The 23034-nt window shown below is 70.8% G+C and carries 22 protein-coding genes and 1 pseudogene; 8 read left to right on the top strand and 15 right to left on the bottom strand.

The window, feature by feature from the left end; genetic code table 11:
- Positions 1-107: 107 nt before the first annotated feature.
- Positions 108-263: a hypothetical protein gene (locus ACFXAZ_RS33530; RefSeq protein WP_384598812.1), complete on the bottom strand. Its 156-nt coding sequence runs from the start codon at positions 261-263 to the stop codon at positions 108-110.
- A gap of 302 nt (positions 264-565) precedes the next feature.
- Between ACFXAZ_RS33530 and ACFXAZ_RS33525 the strand changes: the two genes are divergently transcribed.
- From ACFXAZ_RS33525 to ACFXAZ_RS33515, 3 genes are read left to right on the top strand one after another with little or no spacing between them, the layout of a single operon-like run.
- A complete protein-coding gene (locus ACFXAZ_RS33525) occupies positions 566-3715 on the top strand; it encodes a lantibiotic dehydratase (RefSeq protein ID WP_384598810.1) in 3150 nt (1049 codons plus the stop codon).
- Positions 3712-5007 carry a lanthionine synthetase C family protein gene (locus ACFXAZ_RS33520; protein ID WP_384598808.1) on the top strand — a complete coding sequence of 432 codons (1296 nt, stop codon included), beginning with the start codon at positions 3712-3714 and terminating at the stop codon, positions 5005-5007. The genes ACFXAZ_RS33525 and ACFXAZ_RS33520 overlap by 4 nt, the downstream gene beginning before the upstream one ends.
- Positions 5008-5050: 43 nt before the next feature.
- Entirely contained in the window at positions 5051-5626 is a 576-nt protein-coding gene (locus tag ACFXAZ_RS33515) for a GNAT family N-acetyltransferase (RefSeq protein ID WP_384598806.1), read from the top strand.
- Positions 5627-5642: 16 nt separating this feature from the next.
- On the opposite strand, the gene ACFXAZ_RS33510 is transcribed toward ACFXAZ_RS33515, so the two are convergent.
- The 7 genes and pseudogenes from ACFXAZ_RS33510 to ACFXAZ_RS33480 form a co-directional block, all read right to left on the bottom strand.
- Entirely contained in the window at positions 5643-6086 is a 444-nt protein-coding gene (locus tag ACFXAZ_RS33510) for an NUDIX domain-containing protein (protein ID WP_384598804.1), read from the bottom strand.
- Between the two features lie 48 nt (positions 6087-6134).
- The gene (locus ACFXAZ_RS33505) at positions 6135-6404 is read right to left on the bottom strand and encodes a DUF397 domain-containing protein (protein ID WP_384598816.1); all 270 of its coding nucleotides are present in this window, start codon (positions 6402-6404) and stop codon (positions 6135-6137) included.
- A gap of 31 nt (positions 6405-6435) precedes the next feature.
- Positions 6436-6999, bottom strand: a complete 564-nt coding sequence (locus ACFXAZ_RS33500) for a class IV adenylate cyclase (RefSeq protein WP_384598803.1) — start codon at positions 6997-6999, stop codon at positions 6436-6438.
- Positions 7000-7010: 11 nt separating this feature from the next.
- On the bottom strand, positions 7011-7673 hold the full coding sequence (locus tag ACFXAZ_RS33495) for an SAM-dependent methyltransferase (protein ID WP_384598801.1): 663 nt from the start codon (positions 7671-7673) through the stop codon (positions 7011-7013).
- The gene (locus ACFXAZ_RS33490; protein WP_384598799.1) at positions 7591-8232 is read right to left on the bottom strand and encodes a hypothetical protein; all 642 of its coding nucleotides are present in this window, start codon (positions 8230-8232) and stop codon (positions 7591-7593) included. Before ACFXAZ_RS33490 ends, ACFXAZ_RS33495 begins: the two co-directional genes overlap by 83 nt.
- Positions 8225-9127 (bottom strand): radical SAM protein, encoded by a 903-nt coding sequence (locus ACFXAZ_RS33485; RefSeq protein WP_384598797.1) that lies wholly within the window; start codon positions 9125-9127, stop codon positions 8225-8227. Before ACFXAZ_RS33485 ends, ACFXAZ_RS33490 begins: the two co-directional genes overlap by 8 nt.
- Before the next feature lie 105 nt (positions 9128-9232).
- Positions 9233-9926, bottom strand: a pseudogene (locus tag ACFXAZ_RS33480) (HAD family hydrolase).
- Between the two features lie 95 nt (positions 9927-10021).
- Between ACFXAZ_RS33480 and ACFXAZ_RS33475 the strand changes: the two are divergent.
- Positions 10022-10795 carry an XRE family transcriptional regulator gene (locus ACFXAZ_RS33475; RefSeq protein WP_384598795.1) on the top strand — a complete coding sequence of 258 codons (774 nt, stop codon included), beginning with the start codon at positions 10022-10024 and terminating at the stop codon, positions 10793-10795.
- Complete coding sequence (locus ACFXAZ_RS33470) at positions 10782-11249, top strand: NUDIX hydrolase (RefSeq protein WP_384598793.1); 468 nt, start codon at positions 10782-10784, stop codon at positions 11247-11249. Before ACFXAZ_RS33475 ends, ACFXAZ_RS33470 begins: the two co-directional genes overlap by 14 nt.
- Here ACFXAZ_RS33470 and ACFXAZ_RS33465 read toward each other — a convergent pair.
- The 3 genes from ACFXAZ_RS33465 to ACFXAZ_RS33455 all read right to left on the bottom strand — a co-directional run bounded on the left by ACFXAZ_RS33465 (position 11237) and on the right by ACFXAZ_RS33455 (position 12887).
- Positions 11237-11800 carry an HD domain-containing protein gene (locus tag ACFXAZ_RS33465; protein ID WP_384598791.1) on the bottom strand — a complete coding sequence of 188 codons (564 nt, stop codon included), beginning with the start codon at positions 11798-11800 and terminating at the stop codon, positions 11237-11239. The two genes, ACFXAZ_RS33470 and ACFXAZ_RS33465, sit on opposite strands and share 13 nt — an antisense overlap.
- A gap of 146 nt (positions 11801-11946) precedes the next feature.
- On the bottom strand, positions 11947-12114 hold the full coding sequence (locus ACFXAZ_RS33460; RefSeq protein WP_384598789.1) for a DUF397 domain-containing protein: 168 nt from the start codon (positions 12112-12114) through the stop codon (positions 11947-11949).
- Entirely contained in the window at positions 12102-12887 is a 786-nt protein-coding gene (locus ACFXAZ_RS33455) for a DUF5753 domain-containing protein (protein WP_384598787.1), read from the bottom strand. The genes ACFXAZ_RS33460 and ACFXAZ_RS33455 overlap by 13 nt, the downstream gene beginning before the upstream one ends.
- A gap of 888 nt (positions 12888-13775) precedes the next feature.
- Between ACFXAZ_RS33455 and ACFXAZ_RS33450 the strand changes: the two genes are divergently transcribed.
- Both ACFXAZ_RS33450 and ACFXAZ_RS33445 read left to right on the top strand, forming a co-directional pair.
- On the top strand, positions 13776-14105 hold the full coding sequence (locus tag ACFXAZ_RS33450) for a hypothetical protein (RefSeq protein WP_384598786.1): 330 nt from the start codon (positions 13776-13778) through the stop codon (positions 14103-14105).
- 218 nt (positions 14106-14323) lie between these two features.
- The gene (locus ACFXAZ_RS33445; RefSeq protein ID WP_384598784.1) at positions 14324-17536 is read left to right on the top strand and encodes an alpha-amylase family glycosyl hydrolase; all 3213 of its coding nucleotides are present in this window, start codon (positions 14324-14326) and stop codon (positions 17534-17536) included.
- A gap of 43 nt (positions 17537-17579) precedes the next feature.
- Here the strand turns inward: ACFXAZ_RS33445 and ACFXAZ_RS33440 are convergent, their stop codons facing one another.
- The 4 genes from ACFXAZ_RS33440 to ACFXAZ_RS33425 all read right to left on the bottom strand — a co-directional run bounded on the left by ACFXAZ_RS33440 (position 17580) and on the right by ACFXAZ_RS33425 (position 22372).
- A complete protein-coding gene (locus ACFXAZ_RS33440; RefSeq protein ID WP_384598782.1) occupies positions 17580-18269 on the bottom strand; it encodes a TetR/AcrR family transcriptional regulator in 690 nt (229 codons plus the stop codon).
- Between the two features lie 122 nt (positions 18270-18391).
- Complete coding sequence (locus ACFXAZ_RS33435; RefSeq protein ID WP_384598780.1) at positions 18392-19423, bottom strand: PDR/VanB family oxidoreductase; 1032 nt, start codon at positions 19421-19423, stop codon at positions 18392-18394.
- Entirely contained in the window at positions 19423-20364 is a 942-nt protein-coding gene (locus tag ACFXAZ_RS33430) for a metal-dependent hydrolase (protein WP_384598778.1), read from the bottom strand. Before ACFXAZ_RS33430 ends, ACFXAZ_RS33435 begins: the two co-directional genes overlap by 1 nt.
- Before the next feature lie 82 nt (positions 20365-20446).
- Complete coding sequence (locus ACFXAZ_RS33425) at positions 20447-22372, bottom strand: hypothetical protein (RefSeq protein WP_384598776.1); 1926 nt, start codon at positions 22370-22372, stop codon at positions 20447-20449.
- A gap of 147 nt (positions 22373-22519) precedes the next feature.
- On the opposite strand from ACFXAZ_RS33425, the gene ACFXAZ_RS33420 reads away from it, so the two are divergent.
- Positions 22520-22921: a hypothetical protein gene (locus tag ACFXAZ_RS33420; protein ID WP_384598774.1), complete on the top strand. Its 402-nt coding sequence runs from the start codon at positions 22520-22522 to the stop codon at positions 22919-22921.
- The last annotated feature ends 113 nt before the right edge of the window (positions 22922-23034 follow it).

Genomic DNA, 23034 nt, shown 5'->3' with positions numbered 1-23034 from the left:
CCACCCCCCTCTCCTCCAATCTTCCACGCGCGGCGGGGCGCCCGCCGCGCCCGCGGGGGGGGCCCCCCCCCCCCCCCGCCCGTGTGACGGTCTCCGGGACCGGTCGGTCAGTCGCGGTTCTCCGGCCCGAACCAGGTGGTGCCTCCACCACCGCCGGTACACAGGGAGCCGCCCATGGTCGAGGCGTGACGTCGGACCGCCTCGGTCACCGGGAACTCCTGGAGGTCGATGTCAAACATTTCCTTGAATTCGATTTCCGCCATGATTTCTTTCCTTTCGGGAGAATTGGCGAATGCCGGGAAGCAGGGAATGGGAACAGGTGTTTGATGGTGCTTGATGCCGCCTTCGGATGGCGGCGTATAAACCGTAGGTCTCATGGGTGCTGTAGTCAACCAAATCCGGAGTCCTATGATTTTACTGAGTACGCCGGTACGCTCCCGCCTTTACTTGTTCTTGGTTTCCGGGGTGGTTTTCCGATGTGATCGTTTAGGTAAGTCGGGGAAGTCGCCGGCAGGGGAGTCGTATGTCCGAAAAATGTGTTCACCCGTTCGAAATTGCTCACTCCGTGCTGCTGCGGGCCCCGCTCTGGCCCTGGGAGGGCACGGTCGTGGACCCCGCCGGGGAGGACACCGACGCACTGCTCACCTTTCTGCGCCGGGCGCGCGCCCCGCTGCTGGACGAGGCCATCGAGATCTCCAGCCCGCCCCTGGCGGCGACGCTGCGCCGGGTGGCCGCCGGTCACCGGCCCAAGCCGGGGGAGGTGCGCCGGGCGGCCCTCGCCCTCAGCCGCTATCTGATCCGCGCCGGCAGCCGGGCCACGCCCTTCGGGCTGCTGGCCGGGGTGGGCCTGCTGGAGTTCGGCCCCGCGACCGACCTGCACCACGGCGACGGCCACCGCCGGGTCGTCGGCCCCGACCTCGGCGCCCTGGTCGCCGCCGTACGCCCGCTGGAGACCGACCCGGCGATCCTGCCCCGGCTGCGGCTGCACGCCAACAACCTCGCGGTGAACAGGGGCGAGCGGCTGATCCTGCCGGTACCCGTGGACGCCGGGACCGCGCCGGTACGGCTCTCCGTCCGCCGCACACCGGTCGTCGAGGCGGTCATGGAGACCGCCGCCGGGCCCGTCCCGTACCCGGAGCTGCTGGAACGGGTCGGCGCCCGTTTCCCGGGGGCGCCCGAGGGCGCGGTCGCGGAGCTGGTGGCACGGCTGATCGACAAGGACCTGCTCCTCACCGACCTGCGCCCACCCGCCGACCACCCCGACCCCCTCGCCCATGTGCTGTCCCTCGCCCCGGAGGCGGAGGAGCTGCGGCGGTGGCGGGCGGCGGCGGGCGAGCGGGCGGAACGGGCGGTGCGGGTGGGGGAGCGGGGGGAACGAGGGGAGAGCGCAGAGGGGCCGCCGCATGGCGAGGGGGGCTCCGAGAAGGGCTACGACGACGGCCACTTCACCTCCGACGCCTTCGCCGTGAACGTACGCCTGGAGGTCAAGGGCACGATCGACGCGGCCGTCGGCACGGAGGCCGCCGCAGCCGCCCAGGTCCTGTGGCGGCTCTCGAAGGGCGCCCGGCCGCACCCCCTGCGGGAGTACCACGAGGAGTTCATCGAGCGGTACGGCGGGCTGCGCACCGTACCCCTGCTGGAACTGCTCGATCCCGAACGCGGGCTCGGCGCCCCCGCCGGCTACCGCTTCCCCGCCGGGCACCGCACCGCGCCCCGCCGGGAACCCGACCCGCGCCGCGACGCGCTCCTCGCCGATCTGGCGCTGGCCGCACTGCGCGACGGCACCGAACTCGTCCTGGACGACACCGTGGTGGACCGGCTGGCCCCCGGCCCCGTCGCCCCGCCACCCCGGGGCGGCGACCTCTTCGCCGAACTCGCGGCCCGGGACGCCACCGCCCTGGACGCGGGCGACTTCACGCTGGTCCTCGCCCCCGGACCGGGCTGCCCCACCCCCGGCGCCGCCCTGGGCCGCTTCGCCCAACTGCTCGGCGGCCCGGACGTCCTGCGCGCGGCGGCCGTGGCCCCCCGCCCCGGCACCCTCTCCGCCCAACTGGTCTTCTCCCCGATGCAGGCCCGCCACCGCAATGTGACCGGCGCCCCGCACTGGCTGCCGCACCGGATCGTCGCCGGGACGTTCGGCGGCGACCGCCCGGGGGACATCCCGCTCAGCGACCTCGCCGTACGCGCCGACGGCGACCGGCTGCGCGTCCTCTCCCTGAGCCGGGGCGCCGAGGTCGAGGTCTTCCAGTACTCGATGCTGGTCCCCGAGGCCGCCCCGAACGCGGCCCGCTTCCTCCAGGACGTGGCGTCGATGGGCGACCGCACCTGGGCACTGTGGCACTGGGGCGCGCTGACGAACCTGCCCGCCCTGCCCCGGGTACGCCACCGCCGTACGGTCCTGGCCCCGGCCCGCTGGCGCTGCTCCGACCCCCGGCTCGGCGACCGCGCCCTGACCGGCGGCGACTGGGCGGCGGCCCTCGCCGACTGGCGGGCCCGCTGGCGCGTCCCGGACCTGATCCGGGTCGGCACCGGAGACCGCCAACTCCGCCTCGACCTGCGCCGCCCCTGGCACCGTGCGCTGCTGCGCACCGAGATCGACGCCCACGACGACCCCACGGGGGTGACGCTCCGCGAGGATCCGGCGGCGGGTGGCGGGGGCTGGCTGGGGGAGGGGGTGTCGACGGCGGAGATCGTGGTGTCCCTGCGGACGGCGAACGCGACGGGGGTAGGGCCGCCGGTGCCGGTGCCGGTGCCTGTGTCTGTGCCCATGTCTGTGTGCGCGCCCGTGCCTGCGCCTGCGCCTGGGTCTGTTCGCGAGTCCATGCCTGTGCCCGTGCCTGTGCCCGTGCCCGCGCCCGTGCCTGTGCGCGGGTCCGGCGCCCCGGCGTACGCCCCCGGCAGCGAATGGCTCTACGCCCGCCTCTACGCGGGCGCGGACGAACAACGGGAGTTGCTGGCGGGCCCGATGGCGGACTTCGCGTCTGGACTGCCGCCGGAGGCGGACGAGTGGTTCGTGATCCGTTACGCGGACCCGGCCCCGCACCTCAGACTCCGCGTCCACGGTCGGCCGGACATCCTGGCGGCGCGGGTCTTCCCCCGCCTCGGAGCCTGGGCGGCGGACCTGCGCGCGCGGGGCGCGGCCGGACGCCTGGAACTGTCCACGTACGAACCGGAATACGAACGCTACGGAGGCACAGCGATGCTGCCCCTGGCGCACCGCGTCTTCCACACCGACAGCGCGCTCGGCACCGCCCTGCTGCGCGAGGGCGTGGACCGCGCAGGAGCGGCCCCCTGGATCGCGGGTACGGTCTGCGCGCTGGACCTGGTCGGCGCCTTCCTGCAAGGCACCCAGGTGGACCCGCTGACCTGGCTGACGGAGAACCTGGCCAAGGACGAGGAACGGCAGGCCCGTTTCCGCCCCCACCGACGCGCGTTGCTGACCGCGAGCAGCCTGGACCCCGACCACCCGCCCGCCCTGCTGGACCGCCCGGGGCTGCGGACCCCCCGGCAGGCCCGCAGGACCGCACTGGCGGCCTACGGGGCCGCACTCCACACCACAGGCGGCGAGACCGCGTTGCACACCCCTCTGCGCAGCCTCCTGCACATGCACCACAACCGCCTGATCGGCATCGACCCGGACTCCGAACGGACCCTGCTGGCCGCCTGCCGGGGCGTGGCCCAGGCACGCGCGGACCGAAAGCGAGCGGGAGCATGACGAACGTGAAGGCCACCCTGGCCGCCCTCGCGCCCGTGGTCGGCCCCACGGCGACCCGGGCGATGGCCGTCGCCCGCGAGGTCGCCCGCCGGCTCGCCGACCCGGCCACGGTCCGCCGTACGACGGACGCCTCCTGCGGCCCCGACGGCTGGTCGCCGGGTTCGCTCGGTGACGGTCACGCCGGGGTCGCCCTGCTGTACACGGGCAACGCCCCGGCGTGCGACGCCCGCAGCACCGCGCACGCCCACCTGCTGGCCGCCGCCCGGCACCGTACGGGGACGGACGGGGGACTGTTCGCCGGGGACACCGGGATCGCCTTCGCCGCCCTGGTCGCGGCACACGGCGGGGACGCCTACCGGGCGCTGCGCCAGACCCTGGACGACACGGCGGTCCGCGCGGTCGCCGCCCTGACGGTGGCCGCCCGCAGCCGCAGGGAGGTGGGCGGAACCGACCTGATCTCCGGCCTGACCGGGCTGGGCCGCCACCTCCTGGCAGCGGGCCGCCACGACGCCGTACGCCACATTCTGACCACCCTGATCGATGTGGCCAGGCCACACAGGGTGCACGGCCGCAGGGTCCCCGGCTGGTGGATCGCAGGGCCACCCACCTGGGACGGCCCACAAAACCCCTTCACCCGGGGCCACTTCAACCTGGGCCTGGCGCACGGAGTGGCCGGACAGCTCGCCCTTCTGTCGGCGGCCACCCGGGCGGAGGTGACCGTGCCGGACCAGCACCGCACGGCCACGACCATCGCCGAGTGGCTCATCGACCAACTCCGCTACGACGAGCGGGGCCCGCGCTGGCCCGCGTATCTCCCCTTCACCACGGGTGAGGACATCGGCCCCGCCCGAGCCGCGTGGTGCTACGGCACGCCGGGGGTGGCCCGCGCCCTCCACCTCGCCGGACGTGCCTTCGACCGGCCGGACTGGTCCGCCCTGGCGGTAGCGGCCCTGAACGCCCTGCTCACCCGCCCACCCGCAGACTGGCTGATCGGCGACGCCTCCCTGTGCCATGGCGCGGCCGGACTGCTCCGCATCACCCACCGCATGGCCCAGGACACGGCGGACCCGGCCCTGACGGCAGCCCTCCCCTCGCTGACCGAACGAGTCCTGGCCCACTACACCCCCGAGACCCCTTTCGGCTTCCGCTACACCGACTCCAAGGGCACGACCGCCCAGGACCGCCCCGGCTTCCTGGAGGGCGCGGCGGGAGTGGCCCTGACCCTGACGGCGGTAACCACCTCCCCTCCGTCCGACCCCACCCCCTGGGACACCTGCCTGGCCCTGGTCTGAGCCGCTACGCCCCTCTCGCCACCCCTCATGGCAAGGTGACCCCATGCCCGTCACCGCCGTCCGCCCGGCCACCGTCTTCGAGGACGTCCGCACCCTGGTCGGCCCGAAGTCCCCGACCGCCAATGTCTGCTGGTGCCTGAGCCACCGCGTCCCCTCCCAGCTCAACCAGCAGCTACGGGGCCCGGCCCGAGGCGAGTACATGGCCGACCTGTGCCGCCAGGACCCACCCCCCGGAGTCCTGGCCTACGACGGTGACGAACCCGTCGGCTGGGCGGCGGTGGCCCCGCGCACGGCCACCGCCTTCGCCCGCAACCGCAAGATCCCCCACGTGGACGACCTCCCGGTCTGGTCCCTGTGGTGCCTCCGCGTCCGCCCCGGCCACCGCAAACAGGGCATCTCCCACCACCTCATCACCGGCGCGATCGCCTTCGCCCGCGATCGAGGCGCCCCCGCGATCGAGGCATACCCCCTGGACAACGGCGACGCGAGGGTCGACCTCACGATGGCCTACCCGGGCCTGCGCAAGAACTTCGAGCGGGCGGGGTTTGTGTTTGCGGCGGACACGACGTCGGTGCTGTCGGGGCATCGGAGGGTGCTTGTGCGGCTGGACCTGCGGTGAGCCGGGCCGGCGGGCGTCAGCGGACGGGCCGGTCGGCCAGATAGCGGTGGATCCCGGTGCGGATGAACGGGGGGATCGTGAGGGCGCCGAGTTGTTCGGGGGCGAAGAACTGGAGCCTGACGCCCTCCGCGAGCGGCAGCCGGGCCGCGTCGCCGTCCCAGTGGGCGGCGAAGAAGGTGATCAGCTGGCCCGAGCCGTGTTCGTCACGCATCTCGAACAACTCGGTCAGACGCCCGACGTCAAGTCCCGCTTCCTCGTGCAACTCGCGGACGATCGCGGCGGCCGGGTCCTCGCCGGGGTCGCAGCCACCGCCTAGGACGGACCAGTGGTTCGGCCAGGTGATGACGCCGGGCAGATCGTCGCGGAGGTGGAGGAGGAGTTCACCCTGGCGGTTGGCGATGACGGCGACTGCTCCGCGGGCGGTGTCCGGTGCGTCGGAGGTGGGGGCGTTCTGGTGCATTCGGACACGGTAATGGGGTGGTGGGGACGGGGAGCCCCTCTCCGAGCCTCAGGTCGGACGAGGTCGTTCTCGATGCCGTCGATGACGGCCCAGGCGGTGCCCGGAAAGACGAAGGTGCTCGGGGGCCTTGCTGTCACGGACGGCGGTCGACTTGGCGGTCAGGGGGAGGGCCTCTACGCACTGTGCGTTCCCGCCCTCGCCGTAGCTGCTCTTCTGCAAGCCGTCGGCCGGGGGGCCCGCAACCTCTGCGCAGTTGTTGCCGCCACTGAAATGAGTGCTCTTCCTGAACGCAGCCGTGCTGAGGCCGCTCTGCGTCATCATGCGTAGTTTCCTTTGATCGCGTCGGAGACTATCTTGCGAACTTCTCAGCGTCGGAGAACAGGAGGGTGGGTTCGGCGAGGATGTCACGGCCGGACTCACGCTTGTAGATCTCGTCGACGCTGCCGAACTGGGCCTCGGAGTAGTCGAGGTCCAGCAGCGCGGCGGCCTGCCGGACCGACGCCTCGTCGGGTCCTTCGATCTCCAGGAAGGTGGGCAGGTCGGGCCAGGTGTCGAAGTCGAACGCGACCTCGCCCAAGCGCCACTCCTCGCGGTAGTTCTCCTGGTAGCGCACCTCGGTGAGGCCGACCCGGAGCAGGATGTCGGCCATGGCGTGCAGGTCGGTGACCTCGGTCTCGATCTCCTGAGTGCCGTCGATCTTCGTGGCGTCGGTGACCTGCTTGAGCGTGAGCGTCGAGCGGTTGCCCTCGTCACGCAGCCGAATCCAGGCCCCGCCGTCCAGGGAGTCGTTCTCGAAGATCTTGCGGGTGAGGAGCGTGCGGGGGAACGCCCGGACGGCGCCGAGGGCGGTCAGCTTCGCCTGGAGGCCGGCGGCGTTGACGGCCAGGAACTTCGCCTCGTACTCGTGCTTCATGTGTCCTTCTCTCAGAAGTGGTCGGCGACGGTGGACGTTCGGGCTGCCATGAGCAGGCCCATGCGGTGGGTGTGGTCGTTCGGCCGGCCGACGTGGCCCCGTTCCGTGAACTCGTTCGTGCGCAGGGCGAGCAGGACTTCCCAGCCACTGAGGAAGTGAGGGAGCAGGCGCTCGGGAGAGGTGTAGTGCGCGGTCATGTGGTGGCGTCTTTCGACGGGCATCATGAACTCCGCGCCGAACACACCGCCCGGGCGGACCAGGCGCTGCATGCGGTCGACGAACTCGAAGAGCGGGCGATGGTGGTTGGCACTGTAGTGCCACGAGCAGCTCGTCCAGACCGCCTCGCACTGCAGGCCCAGGGGGTCGCCTTCGAGGAAGTCGTCCTCCACGACTTCTACGTGCTCGTGGAGTCCTTCGAGCTTCAGCCGGTCGATCAGGCCCAGCGCGTGCGCCTGACTGTCACCCGGGAGATGGACGTCGCCGCCGTGGAGGGCGACCGCATCGCGTTCGACGGCGACGACGTGGTACCCGGCGGCGGCGAGGGGCAGGACAAACTTGCCGTCGCTCGCGCCGACTACCGCGACCGTGGCGTCAGGGGCGACGCGTTCCCGCAACGCAGCGAGGAACTGCGGGAAGAAGGTGAGGGTGTGCTCCCACAGGCTCTGTGTCTGCATGGGGGTGCGCTCCTTGCGTATCGGTATCCATGATCACGCGTAGGACCTCGTCGGGACTGCGCCCCGTCGTGTCGACGTGATGCATCGGGAATGCGGCGTAGGCGTCCGTCACCCGGTCCGTAGCGGTCTCGATCAGCGCGTCCCATCGCGACCCCGGCTTGTTCCGTCCGGCGAGGCGGTGCTGTCTTTCGACGTCGTCGCAGACCAGGTGGTACGTGACGGGTGTCGGCAGCAGGTTCGGCAGGGTGACACCGAGCCGGGCACCCAGGGCCCGGTGGGTGGCGAGGCACCGGGCGAAGTAGCTTTCGACGACGACCGAGGCGCCGGCGTCGAGATGGTGCTGGATCTCCTCGGCCGCGGTGAACAGCGCGGAAAGGTAGAGGCACATCCGCGCCTCGACGTTTGTCCGCTCATCCACCGCGTGTCTGAGCGGCTGGTATAGGGATGGGACGGTCGCGACAAGGACGGCCTGTCGGGCGGCGGCGAGCATCGGCGCCATGGTGGACTTACCGGTGCCGCGTAGTCCCTCCAGGCTTTCGAAGCGCGGGTGATCAGGCACGGGTGTACACCACGTCCGGGACCGCGAGGGTGAGTTCGTCGGCTTCCGAGGGCTTGTGGACGATGCGTCCGGCCGCCTTCTCGTACCAGAAGGCGTGCGAGTCCTTGCCCACGGCCTTGCAGGACATGGTCAGCGCACCGCGCGGGTCGGCCTCGATGCGGTCGATCTCGCGAGGGCCGCCGGACGGCGAGCACACCTGCGGGGCGCCCTGCTCGGAGAGGTCCTCGTCGACGATCACCTCCAAGGGCAGATCAGCCGACGCGAGCTCTTCGCGGAGCCGGCCGTACGCGGAGGGGGTGGTGACCAGCAGTTCGGGGTGGTCGGCGGCGTTGCCGACCACCCGCAGGTGGTGGAGCTTGAGTTGCCGGACCCCGAGCTGCGCCAAGATGCTGGCGAGGGGGAGGACCTCGTCGATGTTCCGTGAGGTGATGGTCATGGTCGCGCCCGTCGATACGCCGAGGTCACGCGCCAGACTGAGCGAGTTCAGGGCGCTCCGGTAGCTGCCCTGCCTGCGGATTCCATCGTGGGTCGACCTGATGCCCTCCAGCGAGACTCTGAGCAGGTCCAGGTGCGGGGCGATCTCGATCAGGCGGCGTTCGACCCGGTACCCGTTGGTGCAGATCTCGACGCGCTGACCCAGCTCCTCCTTGGCGTGGCGGACGAGCCGCGCGAGGTCCCGGTGGACGAACGGCTCTCCGCCGAGAAGTGTGACGGCCTCCGTGCCGTACTCGTCCCGCATCAGGGTGAGGAGGCTCGTGGCCTCTTCGGCGGTGAAGGCGTCGGCGTACTGGAGCCGCTTGCCGTGGAAGCAGTGCAAGCACGTGAAGTTGCAGCGGTAGAGCAGTTGTAGGTACAGCATTCGGATCTTCCTGATCCCGGTGACTTCCCCGATCACATCGACTCCTTCGGCTGACTGCCTGTTGGGAGCCTGATCTTGGCTTTCTGCCCGGGGACCTCGGCACCGCGTTCAGGGACGGACCGAGGACGTCCAGGGACGTTTTCAGTGTCGTGCGAAGGACTCCAGGATGCCGAGGAGACGCTTCGTATCCGACAGGTCGGGCAGGACTTCGGCTGCGCCGGCGGCGGTCAGTTCCTGCGGAGCATGGATGCCGGAGGCGACGGCGAGGATCTGGGAGCCCGTGGTGAGAGCTGCTTCCACATCACGAGGGGTGTCCCCGACGAGGACGGTGGGGACGTCAGAAGGGACACCGCGAAGCCGCAGCGCGCGCTCGCGGGCGACAGCGACCAGATGAGGACGGAGCTCGGCGTCCGCTCCGTAGGCGCCCACCGGCAGGTCCAGCAGGAAGTCGAGGCCGAACGCGGCAAGCTTCACACGGGCGTTGGCGGCGATGTTCCCGGTAAGGACGGAGGAGACCCAACCGCTCTGAGCGGAAGCGGCCTTCAACGCCTCATGGACACCGGGCAGGGCGGTCCCGCGCCTGCCCAGCTCATCCTGATGCGCTTCTCCCGCCAGGGCGAGCGCGGTCGCGACAAAAGTGCCAGTCGGGTACGGGAAGCCCTTCGCGGACGAACATGTCGCTCATGATCAGTCGATCCGTACGCCCCTCAGTACGCGCCGGCTCCGTCGGCTCGCGTCCCGAGAGGGCGGAGAAGGCAGCGGCGTAGATCTCCTTGCTCACCCCCGCGTTCTCGATGAGCGTGTGGTCGATGTCCCACAGGACGAAGAGCTCCATGCCGCCAGAGTAGGCACTCGGCGGGATTCCTCTTCAGCGTCCGCGTCCCAAAACGTCCTTGCGTGATTACGCGGTGCACCGATTCGATAGTTGCTGTGAACGACCGACTGCGCACTGTGCTCGGCCAACGCGGTGTCTCGCCCGACTCGCTTGCCGAGGTCTGCGAGGTAGATCCCAAAACGGTGAGCCGGTGGCTGGGTGGGCGGATTCCCCATGCCCGGCACCGCTTCCGCGTCGCGCGACACTTGCGCGTGGAGGAGACCTTCCTCTGGCCCGAGCCGTCCAAGCGCCCCGGCCGGCCGCGGGACGTGTTAGGCATCGAGCTGGTCGGCACCTACCAGAACAGGGCCAGCGTGCCCCGAGACGACTGGCTTGCGCTGCTGCGAGAGGCTCGGCACGAGATCGGAGTCCTCGTCTTCTCCGGCACCTTCTTCGCCCAGTCCAACCCTCACGTCGCCAAGATGCTCTCCGAACGCGCTGCCGAGGGAGTGCGCGTGCGCCTATGCTTCGGCGACCCGGACGGGCAGGCAGTCGCCATCCGGGGCCGCGAGGAGGGTATCGGTGACACCCTCGCCGCCAAGATCCGCGCCTCACTGACGTACTACCGCCCGTTGCTGGGCGAGGCAGGGTGCGCAGTACGGCTCCACGACACCACGCTCTATACGTCCATGTTCCGCTACGACGACAACCTGCTTGTGAATCCTCACATCTGGGGACAACCGGCCAGTGCCAACCCCCTGCTCCACCTCAAGAGGGCAGTCGGCGCAGGATGGTTCGACAACTACGCTCAGAGCTTCGACGCCGTTTGGGCTGCCGCCCGGCCATGGGTACCCGACCAGGAGAGGACCGCCGACCATGGGCAGGACTGAGTACTACAACGACCCCACCGCCCCGAAGGCGAACACCCTCATCCCGGCCAGCAACCTGCTCGTCGTCGACGAGACCGGCGCCCTCCTCCTCCAGCGCCGCCGCGACACCGGACAGTGGGCACTCCCCGGCGGAGCCCAGGACATCGGCGAGACCGCGGCCGAGTGCGCGGTACGCGAGTGCCTGGAGGAGACCGGGATCGTCGCCGAGGTCATCGGCTTCCTCGGCGTCTACACAAACCCGCGCCACATCGTGGCGTACACCGACGGCGAGATTCGGCAGCAATACGAGAACACCTACATCGGCCGTCCCGTCGGCGGCGAGCCCACGATCAACGAGGAGGCCGACGGCGTCCGCTTCGTCGAGCCGGCCGACCTGGATCAGTACGACATCCACCCGAGCATGCGCCAGCAGATCGGGGACTACCTCGCCGGTACCTACCCCTACCTGGGCTGAGCCGCCAGGACGGCCTTCACCCGCCCCACGGCAGCGAAGATCTCCGGCGCCGCCCGACGCATGAACCGCCCGACCACGCTGTCATCCCCGTAACGACCACGGATCTCCGCGACACGCTCCTCAGCGGTGGTCCGGCCTCCATCGAGCGTGGTCGTCATGTCGCAGTACACGAGCGCGTCCACCAGCAGCGGCTCCTCCAGCAAGGGGAATTCGCTCGCCAGCACCTCCCGCACCCCCCTCTCCTCGGCTTCCAGAAGCGCGAACGAGTGGTTCGCGACCAACCGCACCAGCTGTTTGTCCGCCCCATGCTCGTCACGAAGGAACCGGGCTCCGTCCAGCGGATGGAACCCTGTCACGGCCAGCCGTGGCGCGTACCCGATGTCGTGGAGCGTGGCGGCAGCGAGCAGAAGGTTGCCGCTCATGCCGAGTAGTCGCTGCACGTCAGCCGCACGCTGGGCCACACCTTTTGTGTGCGCCCATCTCCGTGGAAGCTCACTGCTGAGCTCGGTTTCCGCTACTTGCGTCGCCCACTTCGTGATCAGGTCGGCCATGCTGGGCTACCTGCCCTCAAGGTCTCTCCTCCACACCACGGTGGGCTGGGTGAGGCCGACTGACAACAATGGGTGATCCCCGGCCGGTGGTCGTGAGCTACCGCATGGGATGACGCCGCCGCGCTACAGGTAGTAGTAGGCGGTCTTCAAAATGCTGTTCGGTTGCTGCGGCTGGAGGTGTCTTGGCCTCGTGCAAGCCCTTGGACGAGGTCGTTCTTGACGCCTTCTATGAAGATCCCCCAGGCGTCAGGCGGGAAGGCGAACGCGCCGACCCCCCGGTCCTTGGAGTCGCCGACGGCGATCAGACCGTCCAAGGTGGCCTGGCTCTCCAGATCCTGGAGATCAGCTCCGTGGACTGTCGTGACGATAGAGCGGCAGCCCGGATGTGGTCAAAGGACCTTCGGTAAGTCTCAACAGGGCTGCCTTCCTCCAAGTAGATCGCTCCTTCGAGGTATTCAAGTCCCACTACATCCAGCTCCATCGGATCGGGATAGCTGTAGATCGTGAATGGTCCTTCGAAACCGGCGTAGGTGCCCTGCGAGTGGGGGACGATCTGCACGCCCACTCCCGGCCGGTCGGCTGCCTCAACCAGGTGTCGCAGTTGCTTGCACATGACCCGAGGACTGCCGACCTCACGGTGAAGTACGGCTTCATCGAGCACGCAGACGTACTGAGGTGCGTCGGGGCGGTCGAAAATGGCCTGCCGCTCCATACGGAAGTTGACGCTGGTTTCAATCTCCAGGTCGGGAGTATGGCGGCCGGAACCGCGGATGACCGCCTCGGCGTACTCCCTCGTCTGTAGGAGCCCCGGTATCACCATGGTGTGGAACGCGTAGATCCGTACGGCGTCCGTCTCCAGGGCGAGGCGCTGCTGGAAGTCCGGGCTGAGGACGTCGCTGTACTGCTGCCACCAGCTCTTCTTCCTGCTCTCCCTCGCCGTGAGCAACGCGGTGACCACCCGCTCGTCCGTCACCGAGTAGAGCTTGCACAGCTCCTTGATCTCCAGCGGCCGGATGCCCTGACGCCCGTTCTCTATGCGGGAGATCTTTGTCTTGTCGCCGTCGATCGCGGTCCCGGCATCGTCCATGCACCTCATGGTCGTGCACTCTGTTGGAGAAGGACTTGGTGCAAGGTCCAACTCAGTTGTGTGGCACAGGTGTTCGCGTTGGCGGGTGCCCTGCCGTCAAGGAGGTCGGATGCACACGGGAACGGTCGAGACGCCCCCCAACGCCCGCTGGAGTCTCACGTCCCTCACCCCCCAAACCGTCACAGGCATCCGCCGTGATGTCCGCCAGCGGATCACCGGTTGGGGCTACGACGCTGACGACGCCGAACTGGTCGTCTCGGAGTTACTCGCGAACGTCATCCGGCACGCAGGCGGCCGTTGCGTGCTCACCGTGACCGTCAACGGCGCCGAGATCCTCGTGGCCTGCGCCGACAGATCCCTACGCCTCCCCCGGCTGCGGCAGCCGGACTGGGGGAGCGGCACAGGTCGCGGCATTCAGCTCATCGCCGAACTGTCCGTCGCCTGGGGGTGCGAGCCGCTCAGGGGCGGGAAACGTGTGTGGGTAGGGCTGAGGGGCGTTCGGGTACCGCCGCCCAAGGTCACCACGCGCGAGGACCTGATCCGTGCCCTACGCGGAGAAGAGCCGCTGCGCGTCATTGACCGGTGCTGGTTCGGTTGTGGCCGCGCCCGGATTCCAGGAGCGCTCACCGGCGTCGCGTCCTCCGACTTCGGCGACGCCCAGATGTTCGCCTGCGCCAAGTGCGCCGGACGGATTTCACGGTGGATTCGCGAAGACGTGCGGAATAGGGACGCAGAGGGGTTGAGCGCGAGGCAATCCAGAGCCTCGCGCCCCCGCGCAACCCCCTCCGGCTGTCACGAAGCAGATGGTCGGTCGTTGGTCATCGCATCACCGGTGAGCCCGGTAAGCCCGGTAAGCCAAGCAAGTCCCACCGAGGGGATGCGAGAAGCGTGGCCGCGATCTGCCCCGACTGCCATCACCCAGACGCGGTCGCGTATCTCGTCAACAGCGAGGGAATTCACCCTTTCCCCTGCCTGGAATGCAACTACAACACCATTCACTCCCGGCACAGAGAGATCCTCTCCGGCGTCGCCCCCTGCGCCACCCCCGCCTGCACCGGCTCGGTCAGTGACGACTACGTGTACAACGCCAAGGGCCGCCTCACCCGCCTCAACAGGCAGCGGTGCCATCTGTGCGGGAGTCGCGAGGCAAGAGAGGCGGTCCAGGACCGGAGCCGGTCCACCCGCCCCGTGCCCGACCCCCGCGTGCAGCGGCAGTGAGCCGCGCGGTCGGCGTGACAAGCGGCCCCACCTCATCTCACCCCGCTGCTGAAAGAGCTTGCTACTTCTTGCAGCGCTCTTGCTGCAACCCTTTCCCCGGCGATACGGTCACGCCCACACCCGGCAAGGCAGCCGCGCCGCGTCGCGCGGTCCGGCCCGAGCAGCCGTAGCCGCAGGAATCGCCAGGCATCGTCAGGAAGCGCAAGGAGTTCACGCCCGTGATACCGAGATGGCCGGCGCCCCGCGCGCCCCGCACCGCCCAGGGCAGACGGATCGCGGCCGTCGCCGTCGCCGCGCTCACCGCGACCTTGGTCCAGCCGCTGGCCGCGCGGGCCGCGAGCCCGCCTCCGCCGCCGTCCGACAAGAAGCTCGCCGCCGAGCCCGCCCGGCACGATCTCACCCGCGAGCAGTTCTACTTCGTACTGCCGGACCGGTTCGCCAACGGCGATACGGCCAACGACCTCGGCGGCCTGACCGGTACCCGCCTCGACACCGGCTACGACCCCACCGACAAGGGCTTCTACCAGGGCGGCGACCTCAAGGGCCTCACCCGGAAGCTCGACTACATCAAGGGCCTGGGCACCACCGCCATCTGGATGGCCCCCATCTTCAGGAACCAGCCCGTGCAGGGCACCGGAACCGACGCCTCGGCCGGATACCACGGTTACTGGATCACCGACTTCACCCAGGTCGACCCGCACTTCGGCACCAACAAGGACCTCGAAAACCTCATCGACAAGGCCCACGACAAGGGCATGAAGGTCTTCTTCGACGTCATCACCAACCACACGGCAGACGTCGTCGACTACGAGGAGCAGTCCTACAGCTATCTCTCCAAGGGAGCCTTCCCCTATCTGACCGAGGACGGCGAACCCTTCGACGACGCCGACCACGCCGACGGGGACGCGGACTTCCCCGAGGTCGACGAGGACTCCTTCCCCCGCACCCCCGTCGTCCCCGCCGCCAAGACCGACGTAAAAGTCCCCTCCTGGCTCAACGACCCCACCCTGTACCACAACCGCGGCGACTCCACCTGGGCCGGTGAGTCCGAGACCTACGGCGACTTCTTCGGCCTGGACGACCTGTGGACCGAGCGTCCCGAGGTCGTCGAGGGCATGGAGAAGATCTACCAGCGCTGGGTCAAGGACTTCGACATCGACGGCTTCCGCGTCGACACCGTCAAGCACGTCAACATCGAGTTCTGGACCCAGTGGGCCACCGCCCTGGACTCCTACGCCGCCAAGCAGGGCCGCGACGACTTCTTCATGTTCGGCGAGGTCTACTCCGCCGACACCGACATCACCGCCCCCTACGTCACCGAGGGCAAGCTCGACTCCACCCTCGACTTCCCCTTCCAGGAAGCGGCCCGCGCCTACGCCTCCCAGGGCGGCAGCGCCCAGCAGCTGAGTCAGGTCTTCGGCGACGACTACAAGTACACGACCGGCACCGCCAACGCGTACGAACAGGTCACCTTCCTCGGCAACCACGACATGGGCCGCATCGGGACCTTCCTCCAGCAGGATGCCCCGGACGACACCGACGCCGAACTCCTTCGGAAGGCCGAGCTGGCCAATGAGCTGATGTTCCTCAACCGCGGCAACCCGGTCATCTACTACGGCGACGAACAGGGCTTCACCGGCCCCGGCGGCGACAAGGACGCCCGCCAGACCATGTTCGCCTCCCAGGTCCCCGACTACCTCGACGACGACCTCCTCGGCACCGACCGCACCCACGCCACCGACGCCTACGACACCAAGGCCCCCCTCTACCGCCAGATCAGCCAACTCGCCGCGCTCCGCAAGGCCCACCCGGCCCTCGCCGACGGCATCCAGACCGAGCGCTACGCCGCTGACGGACCCGGCGTCTACGCCGTCTCCCGCACGGACCCCAAGACCGGCACCGAATACCTCGTCGCCTTCAACAACGCCGAGCAGCCGCAGACGGCCACCTTCCCCGCCGGGTCGGCGAACATGACCTACCGGGGTCTGTACGGCACCCGGGCCATCGCCCGTTCCGCCGCCGACGGCCGGCTCACCCTCACCGTCCCGGCGGGCTCGGCGATCGTCCTCAAGGCGAGCGCCAAGCCCGCCGCCCCCGCCGCCAAGCCCTCCCTCACCCTCGACGCCCCCGCCCCCGGCGCCACCGGCACCGTCGAACTGACCGCCGATGTCCCGGCCGGCGGCGTCAACCGGGTCGTCTTCGCCGCCCGGACAGGCAACGGCACGTGGCAGACCCTCGGTTCCGCCGACCACGCCCCCTACCAGGTCACCCACACCATCGACGAGGACACACCCCCCGGCACCGCCCTGCGCTACAAGGCCGTCGTGGTCAACGCCTCCGGACGCACCGCGAGCGCCACCGCCGCCTCCACCACCGGCACCCCACCCGTCACCGAGCCCCCGGTCGCCACCTCCCGCGAGTACGCGATCGTCCACTACAACCGGCCCGACGGGAACTACGACGACTGGGGCGTCCACGCCTGGGGCGACCTCGCCGACGGCGAGTCCACCACCTGGCCGGACAGCCACCCCTTCATCGGCCGGGACGCGTACGGCGCCTTCGCCCACGTCAGGCTCAAGCCCGGCGCCACCGACGTCAGCTTCCTGGTCATCGACAAGGACGGCAACAAGGACGTCTCCGTCGACCGGTCCATCGACGTCACCCGGAGCGGCGAGATCTGGATCGAGCAGGGCAAGCCCGACGTCCGTACCGAACGGCCCGCCTACCCGCCGCAGGACCAGTCCAAGGCCGTCCTGAACTACCACCGGGCCGACGGCGACTACGACGGCTGGGGCCTGCACGTCTGGACCGGCGCCGCCCGGCCCACCGACTGGTCCAACCCCCTGACGCCCGCCAGGATCGACTCCTACGGCGCGGTCTACGAGGTACCGCTCGCCGAGGGTGCCACCAGCCTCAGCTACATCATCCACAAGGGCGACGAGAAGGATCTCCCCACCGATCGGTCACTCGACCTCCAGGCCAGTGGCCATGAGGCGTGGCTGTTGAGCGGCCAGGAGAACCACCTCCTGCCACAGCCCGCCGGTGCCGCCGCCGCGCTCGACCTCACCACCTCCGACGCCACCTGGATCGACCGCGACACGGTCGTCTGGAACGCCTCCCGGACTGCCGCCGCCACCCAGCTCCTCACCTCCCTCACCGGCTCCATCAAGGCCGACAAGGGCGTCCTGACCGGTACGGACATCCGGGTGCTGCGGCTGTCGAGGACCACCCTCACCGACGCCCAGAAGGCCGCGTTCCCCGACCTCAAGGACCACGCCGCCTGGTCCGTCGACCCCCGTGACCGCGACCGGGTCGACGAGGCCCTGCGCGGCCAGATCGTCGCCGCCCAGCGCACCGCCAACGGCGCCGCGCTCGCCGCGACCGGCGTCCGGCCGGCCGGCGTACTCGACGGCGCCCTCCTCACCGAATGACCCGGCGCGCCCGGCACTGGGTCCACCGATCGGGCCCGTCCGGCTAGGACGCGAGCGCGATCAGCCGGGTCACCAGGTCGGTGAACGGGCCGTCGGCCGGCTCGCCCTTCAGCGCGCGGCGCATCAGCGCGGCCCTCGCCGCGTCATAGGCCGCGCTGATCGCCGCCAGCGCCGCGAAGTCATGGACGAGCTGGATCTCCAGCTCCTCGCGCGGAACGCGCCGCCCGTCCAGCCAGAGCAGGGCGGTCGACTCGGCCAGCGACACCCAGGAACGCACGACCAGTTCCAGCCGCGCGGGCGGATCACTGACCCCGAGATGGGACACGATCTGCTCGTACGCGGCCTGCCGTACGGAGTCGACGAGCGCGTTGGTGGTCGAGGAGCCCACCGCGGGGCCGCCGCGCATCAGGGCCGCGAAACCGGGGCCGTGATCGTCCACGAAGTCGAAATAGCGGCCCATCACCCGCAGCAGCCGCGCGCCCAGCGGGCCCTCGCGCGGCTCGATGAACCGGTCCGCCAGATCGTCGGAGGCCCGCTTCAACGCGGCCTCGTACAGGCTGAGTTTGCCGGGGAAGTAGTGGTAGACCAGCGGCCGGGATATACCGGCCGCCGACGCTATCTCGTCGATCGAGACCTCGTCGGGCGAGCGGCGGCTGAACAGTTCGAGCGCGACGCCGATCAACTGCTGACGCCGCTCCTCGACACCCATCCTGCGGCGAACCCCGGTAGACATGCGCACACCTTACCGATCGGTTTACGAACACCTTACCGATCGGTTCCAGCCGCGTAGGGACGGGAGCAACGCCGGAGCGGCAGGGCGGACCGCCGCCCTCCGCCCTCGGCACCCTCGCCGGCTCACAGGTCCAGCACCAGCCGCTCCCCACGTGCCCGGGACACACAGATCAGCATCGAGTCGCCCCGCTCCCCGTCGCCGAGCAGTTCGTCACGGTGATCCACCTCGCCCTCCAGCACCCGCTGTTGGCAGGTCCCGCAGAACCCCTGCCCGCACGAGTACGGGGTGTCCGGCAGCTCGGCACGGATCGCCGCCAGCGCCGACGTCCCGGCCGGTACGCCCACCGTCCGCCCGCTGCGCCGCAGTTCGACCTCGAAGGCGGCGCCCTCCCCGGCCGGGCCCCGTGGCGCGAACCGTTCGAGCCGCACCCCCGGGAACCGCTCCCGAACCGCCGCCATGAGCCCCTCGGGCCCACAGCAGTACACGGCCGCCCCCTCGGGCACCCGCGCGCGAAGCCCGTCCAGATCCGGCCGCCCGGCCACCACCGTCACCCGCCCCCGCCCCAGCCCGGCCAGCTCATCGAGAAACGGCATCGACGCCCGCGACCGCCCGCAGTACAGCAACCGCCACTCGGCCCCCGCAGGCAGCGCCCGCACCATCGGCAGCAGCGGCGCGATCCCGATACCTCCCGCGACGAAGACGTACGACCCCGCCCCGGAGACCAGCGGGAAACGGTTGCGCGGCCCGCGCACCTGAAGCCGCGTCCCCTCGGCCAGCCGCTCGTGCACCTCCCGCGAGCCACCCCGCCCGTCCGCCACCAGCCGGACCGCCACCGAGTACGACGAGGTGTCCGCCGGGTCCCCGCACAGCGAGTACTGCCGGACCAGCCCCGACGGCAGAACCAGGTCCAGATGCGCCCCCGGCTCCCAGCGCGGCAGATCATGCCCCTCGAAGCGCAGCCGGACCACCCCGTCGGCGATCGGCTCGCGCGCGGTCAGCAGCAGCCGCAGCGCCCGGGAACGGGGCCGCCCCGAGGTCGGCTTCGCCAGCGCGGGCAGCGGCCACAGCGGCGAGTCCGCGATCCGGCGCCGCAGCGCCCGCCGGGCCAGCACCGCCGCGCCCGCGACCACCACCACCGTCCGCGGCCCCGGCATCACCCGGCCTCCCGCCCGCCAGCGGCAGAGGCGGGAGAGACAGAGGCAGCGGCGGCGGCCAGCGCCGCCGGTGAGACGGCCAGATAGGCCACGGCCTGCGCGGTCGAGCCCTCCTGCGAGGGGTGGTAGGCGCGGTTCAGATAGCGCGGGATCGAGCGGACCAACGCGCCCGTCGACGGCAGCACTCCGCGCCGCCCGCGCGTGTAGAAGTCCCAGAAGCTCGCCCGGCCGTCGCTCAGCGCCGGATCGTTCGCCATGAAGAAGCGCGCCCCGCGCTGCCACAGGAACACCAGCACCGTGAACGCCACCGCCCAGGTGCGCACCCGGCGTCCGTAGCCGCCGTCGACATGCAGGAACAGGTCGAACGCCACCGACCGGTGCTCGACCTCCTCGGCGCCGTGCCAGCGCAGCAGATCCAGCATCGTCGGATCGGCGCCCCGCCGGTCCAGCTCCCCGGCGTTGAGCACCCAGTCGCCGAGGAACGCCGTGTAGTGCTCGATCGCCGCGATCAGCGCCACCCGCTCCTTCAGCCACCAGCGCCGCGCCCGCCCCGGCGGCAGCCTGCGGTCACCGAGCAGCTTCTCGAAGAACCAGTCGATCCGCGCGGTGTACGGCGTCGGGTCCAGCCCCAGTTCCCTCAGCCGCGGCAGCACCTCGTCGTGCGCCCGCGAGTGCGTCGCCTCCTGCCCGATGAACCCGATGACGTCCGCGCGCAGCCGCTCGTCCCGGATGTACGGCAGCACCTGCTTGTAGACATGGACGAACCAGCGTTCACCGGCCGGCAGCAGCAGATGCAGCACATTGATGGTGTGCGACGCGAAGGGGTCCCCGGGCACCCAGTGCAGCGGGGTGTCCTCCCAGGAGAACGACACGTTCCGCGCCATGAGCGCGGTGCGCTCGGAGGGGACCGGCGCGGGCCCCCGGACCGGCTTGTTGGACATGATGTCAATGTACTGATCGGTAAAGGGCCGGGGGAACCCCTCAAGCGCAGCCTGGCCGAAGGGTAACGGCCGCTGTCACCCGCTAGTGCAGCGCCTCGATGGTCCGCCCGTCCTCCAGCGTCCCCTCCAGCCCTGCCTGCGCGCCCTGTTCGGTGCGCACGGACAGCAGATTGCCCTCGGCTGACGCCTCGACACCGCCCGTGGTGGCGATCGACGCGGTGTCCCGGCCGCCCGCCGCGAGCAGATACCAGGACCCGGCCCCGGACTTCCACAGCACCCCGGCCAGCACCTGCGGATCGCGCGCCCCGCACGCCGGGACGTTCTCCCCCTTCGCCGCGACCGCCCCGTACGCCCCGCCCGGCGTGTGGAACTGCGCCAGCACCCGCTCGCCGCCGCCCCGCCAGGTCTCCGCACGCGTGCACACCCAGCTCGCCGTGCCACCCGACTCGGGCAATTGCTGCTCGGCGAAGCTCCAGGCGTTCACCGTCCGCACGCCCTGCCCCTGCACCGCCGCCATCGAACAGGCGTACGGCGACCAGGTGCGCAGCGCCTCCGCGCCCGACGCGTCATGGGCCTCGCCGGGGTGCCCGGTGGTGAGCCGGGCCGGGACCAGCTCACCGAGGTCGGAGGCGATCCGGGTGCCGTCGGCGGTGGTCAGTTTCAGTACGTTCCAGGAGGTGCAGTCGCCGGTCCGGGTGGCCGGGCTGGACATCGGCGAGGTGATGCCGTCGGTCACCGTCAGCGCCATCGCGCCGGAGCCGGGCCTGACCAGGTCCAGCTCGGCCGCGGCGGTCACCCAGGGGGCGGTCAGATAGCGGACGTTGCCGTCGGTCCGGTTGAGCACCACGGCGGTGGCCTCGGTGGCCGTCGCGCCGTCGAGCCGCGCGAGGTCCAGCGCGGCCCCGGCCTGTCCGTCCTTCGGCTCGGCGTACCGGGCGAGGCGCAGACCGTCGTACAGGACCACCACACGCGCGTTGTCGACCACGCCCGCGTACAGCAGCTGGGGCGGGCCCGCGGGGCCGCCGGTCGCCGTGCCGGGAGTGGCCGAGACCTGCACGGACTCGCCGGGGCGGGCCCAGACCGCGAGGGCGCGGCGCAGCAGATCGGAGTCGCCGGTGAGTTCGCCGCGCGCGGGCCAGACGGTGAAGTCGGTGCGGGTGGCGGACTTCCAGGCGGCGGGGGAGACCTTCACCAGCCGGGCCGGGTCCAGCGCCGCCTGCGCGGCCGGGTTCTGCGCGTACGCGGGGGCGGCGGCGCCGTCCGGGCCCCAGCCGTCGCCGGGCAGCCCCAGCAGCGCGCCGCACACCAGGAGCGCGGCGCCCGCCGCCACGGCCGCCTTCAGATGCTGGCGGCGCCGCATCAGATCGGTGGGCCGGACCTGCAACGCACAGGGGTCGAACTCCGGGGAGTCCAGCAGTGCGTACTGCGCGGGCACCCCGTCCGCCTCGGCGAGCGCCGCCTCCGGCTCCTCGACCCCGGCGTCCGCGAGCACTTCGCGTACGTCGTCGTCGGCCAGCCGTTCCAGCCCGCGCAGGGCGTACACGGCACGCGCGGGGGCGGACAGCGCGGCCAGCCGCTGGTCCAGGGCGAGTTCATCGGCGCCGCCCGAGCGCGGGAACATCCGCAGCCCCCACACCTGCGGCAGCAGCGGCGGCAGTTGCGCCCGCTTCGGCCACGCCCGGCGCCGCAGCGGCAGCCCCGCCTCCAGCGCGGTGCGCACCACCCGCAGCCGTACGTACGCGTAGCCCGGGTCGCCGTCGCGGTCGCCGGTCGACTGGGCGGGGATCACCGGCGCGGCGGTCCGGCCGCGCGGCAGCGCCCGCTGGGCCAGCGCGTGCGCGCTCAGCACCCGGCGGCCCCGGTTCGGACTCGGCGGCAGCACCAGATAGGCCAGCCGCACCAGCCGCGGATAGTGCTCGACGAGCGCGGCCTCCGCCTGCTCGACATCGACGACGGGACCGCCGGAGCCGGCGGACGCGGGGCGGGGGGCGACATCCTGTGACTGCACGTCGGTGAGAACGAGCGGGACGGCGGTTGGTCACCGCGCGGAAGGTGACCGTGCCGGGATTGAGCACGCGGAGTGCGGCAGCCGTATCGAAGGGCGGTATGTGCGTCTGCCGGCCCGACTGTCTCCCTGCCCGACCCGGAGGAACCGATGAGGCTGACCCGACCGATGCTCGTCCTGGGCGGTGGCCTGGCGGTGATCGTGCTCGCGGGGTGCGGCGGCCCTGGCGACGCTGGTCAGGAGGCGGTCCCGGCGACGGCGACCGGCAGCCTGGAGCACCTGGCCGCCGAGGTGCGCTGCGCGCCCGACATCCAGACCGACGCCGATGAACTCCGCCAGGCGATCTGCGAGAACGGCGACGGCAGGTTCGTCCTCGCCACCTTCGCGACGGACCGCGGGCAGCGCGAGTGGATCAACGGGGCCAAGGACTACGGCGGTCACTATCTCGTCGGCCGCAAGTGGGTGGCCGTGGGGGAGACGAAGGTGATGGCGGCGCTGCGGACCACGCTGGGCGGGGAGTTGGAGGAGGGGACGGACCACTCGGCGCACTGACAGAGACCGGGGGGGGGGGGTTGCCCCCCCCCGGGGGGGGTGAATGCAGCCGCGGCTAGGTGAGGGCGACCCGCGGGCGGCAGTGTGTGGTTTGTTGAGAGTTTTGGTGTTGG

It is taken from the genome of Streptomyces sp. NPDC059477, assembly GCF_042749375.1.
Classification (GTDB): Bacteria; Actinomycetota; Actinomycetes; order Streptomycetales; family Streptomycetaceae; genus Streptomyces.
The sequence above is the reverse complement of the archived record's forward strand: the minus strand, read 5'-3'. Positions and strand labels throughout refer to the sequence as shown.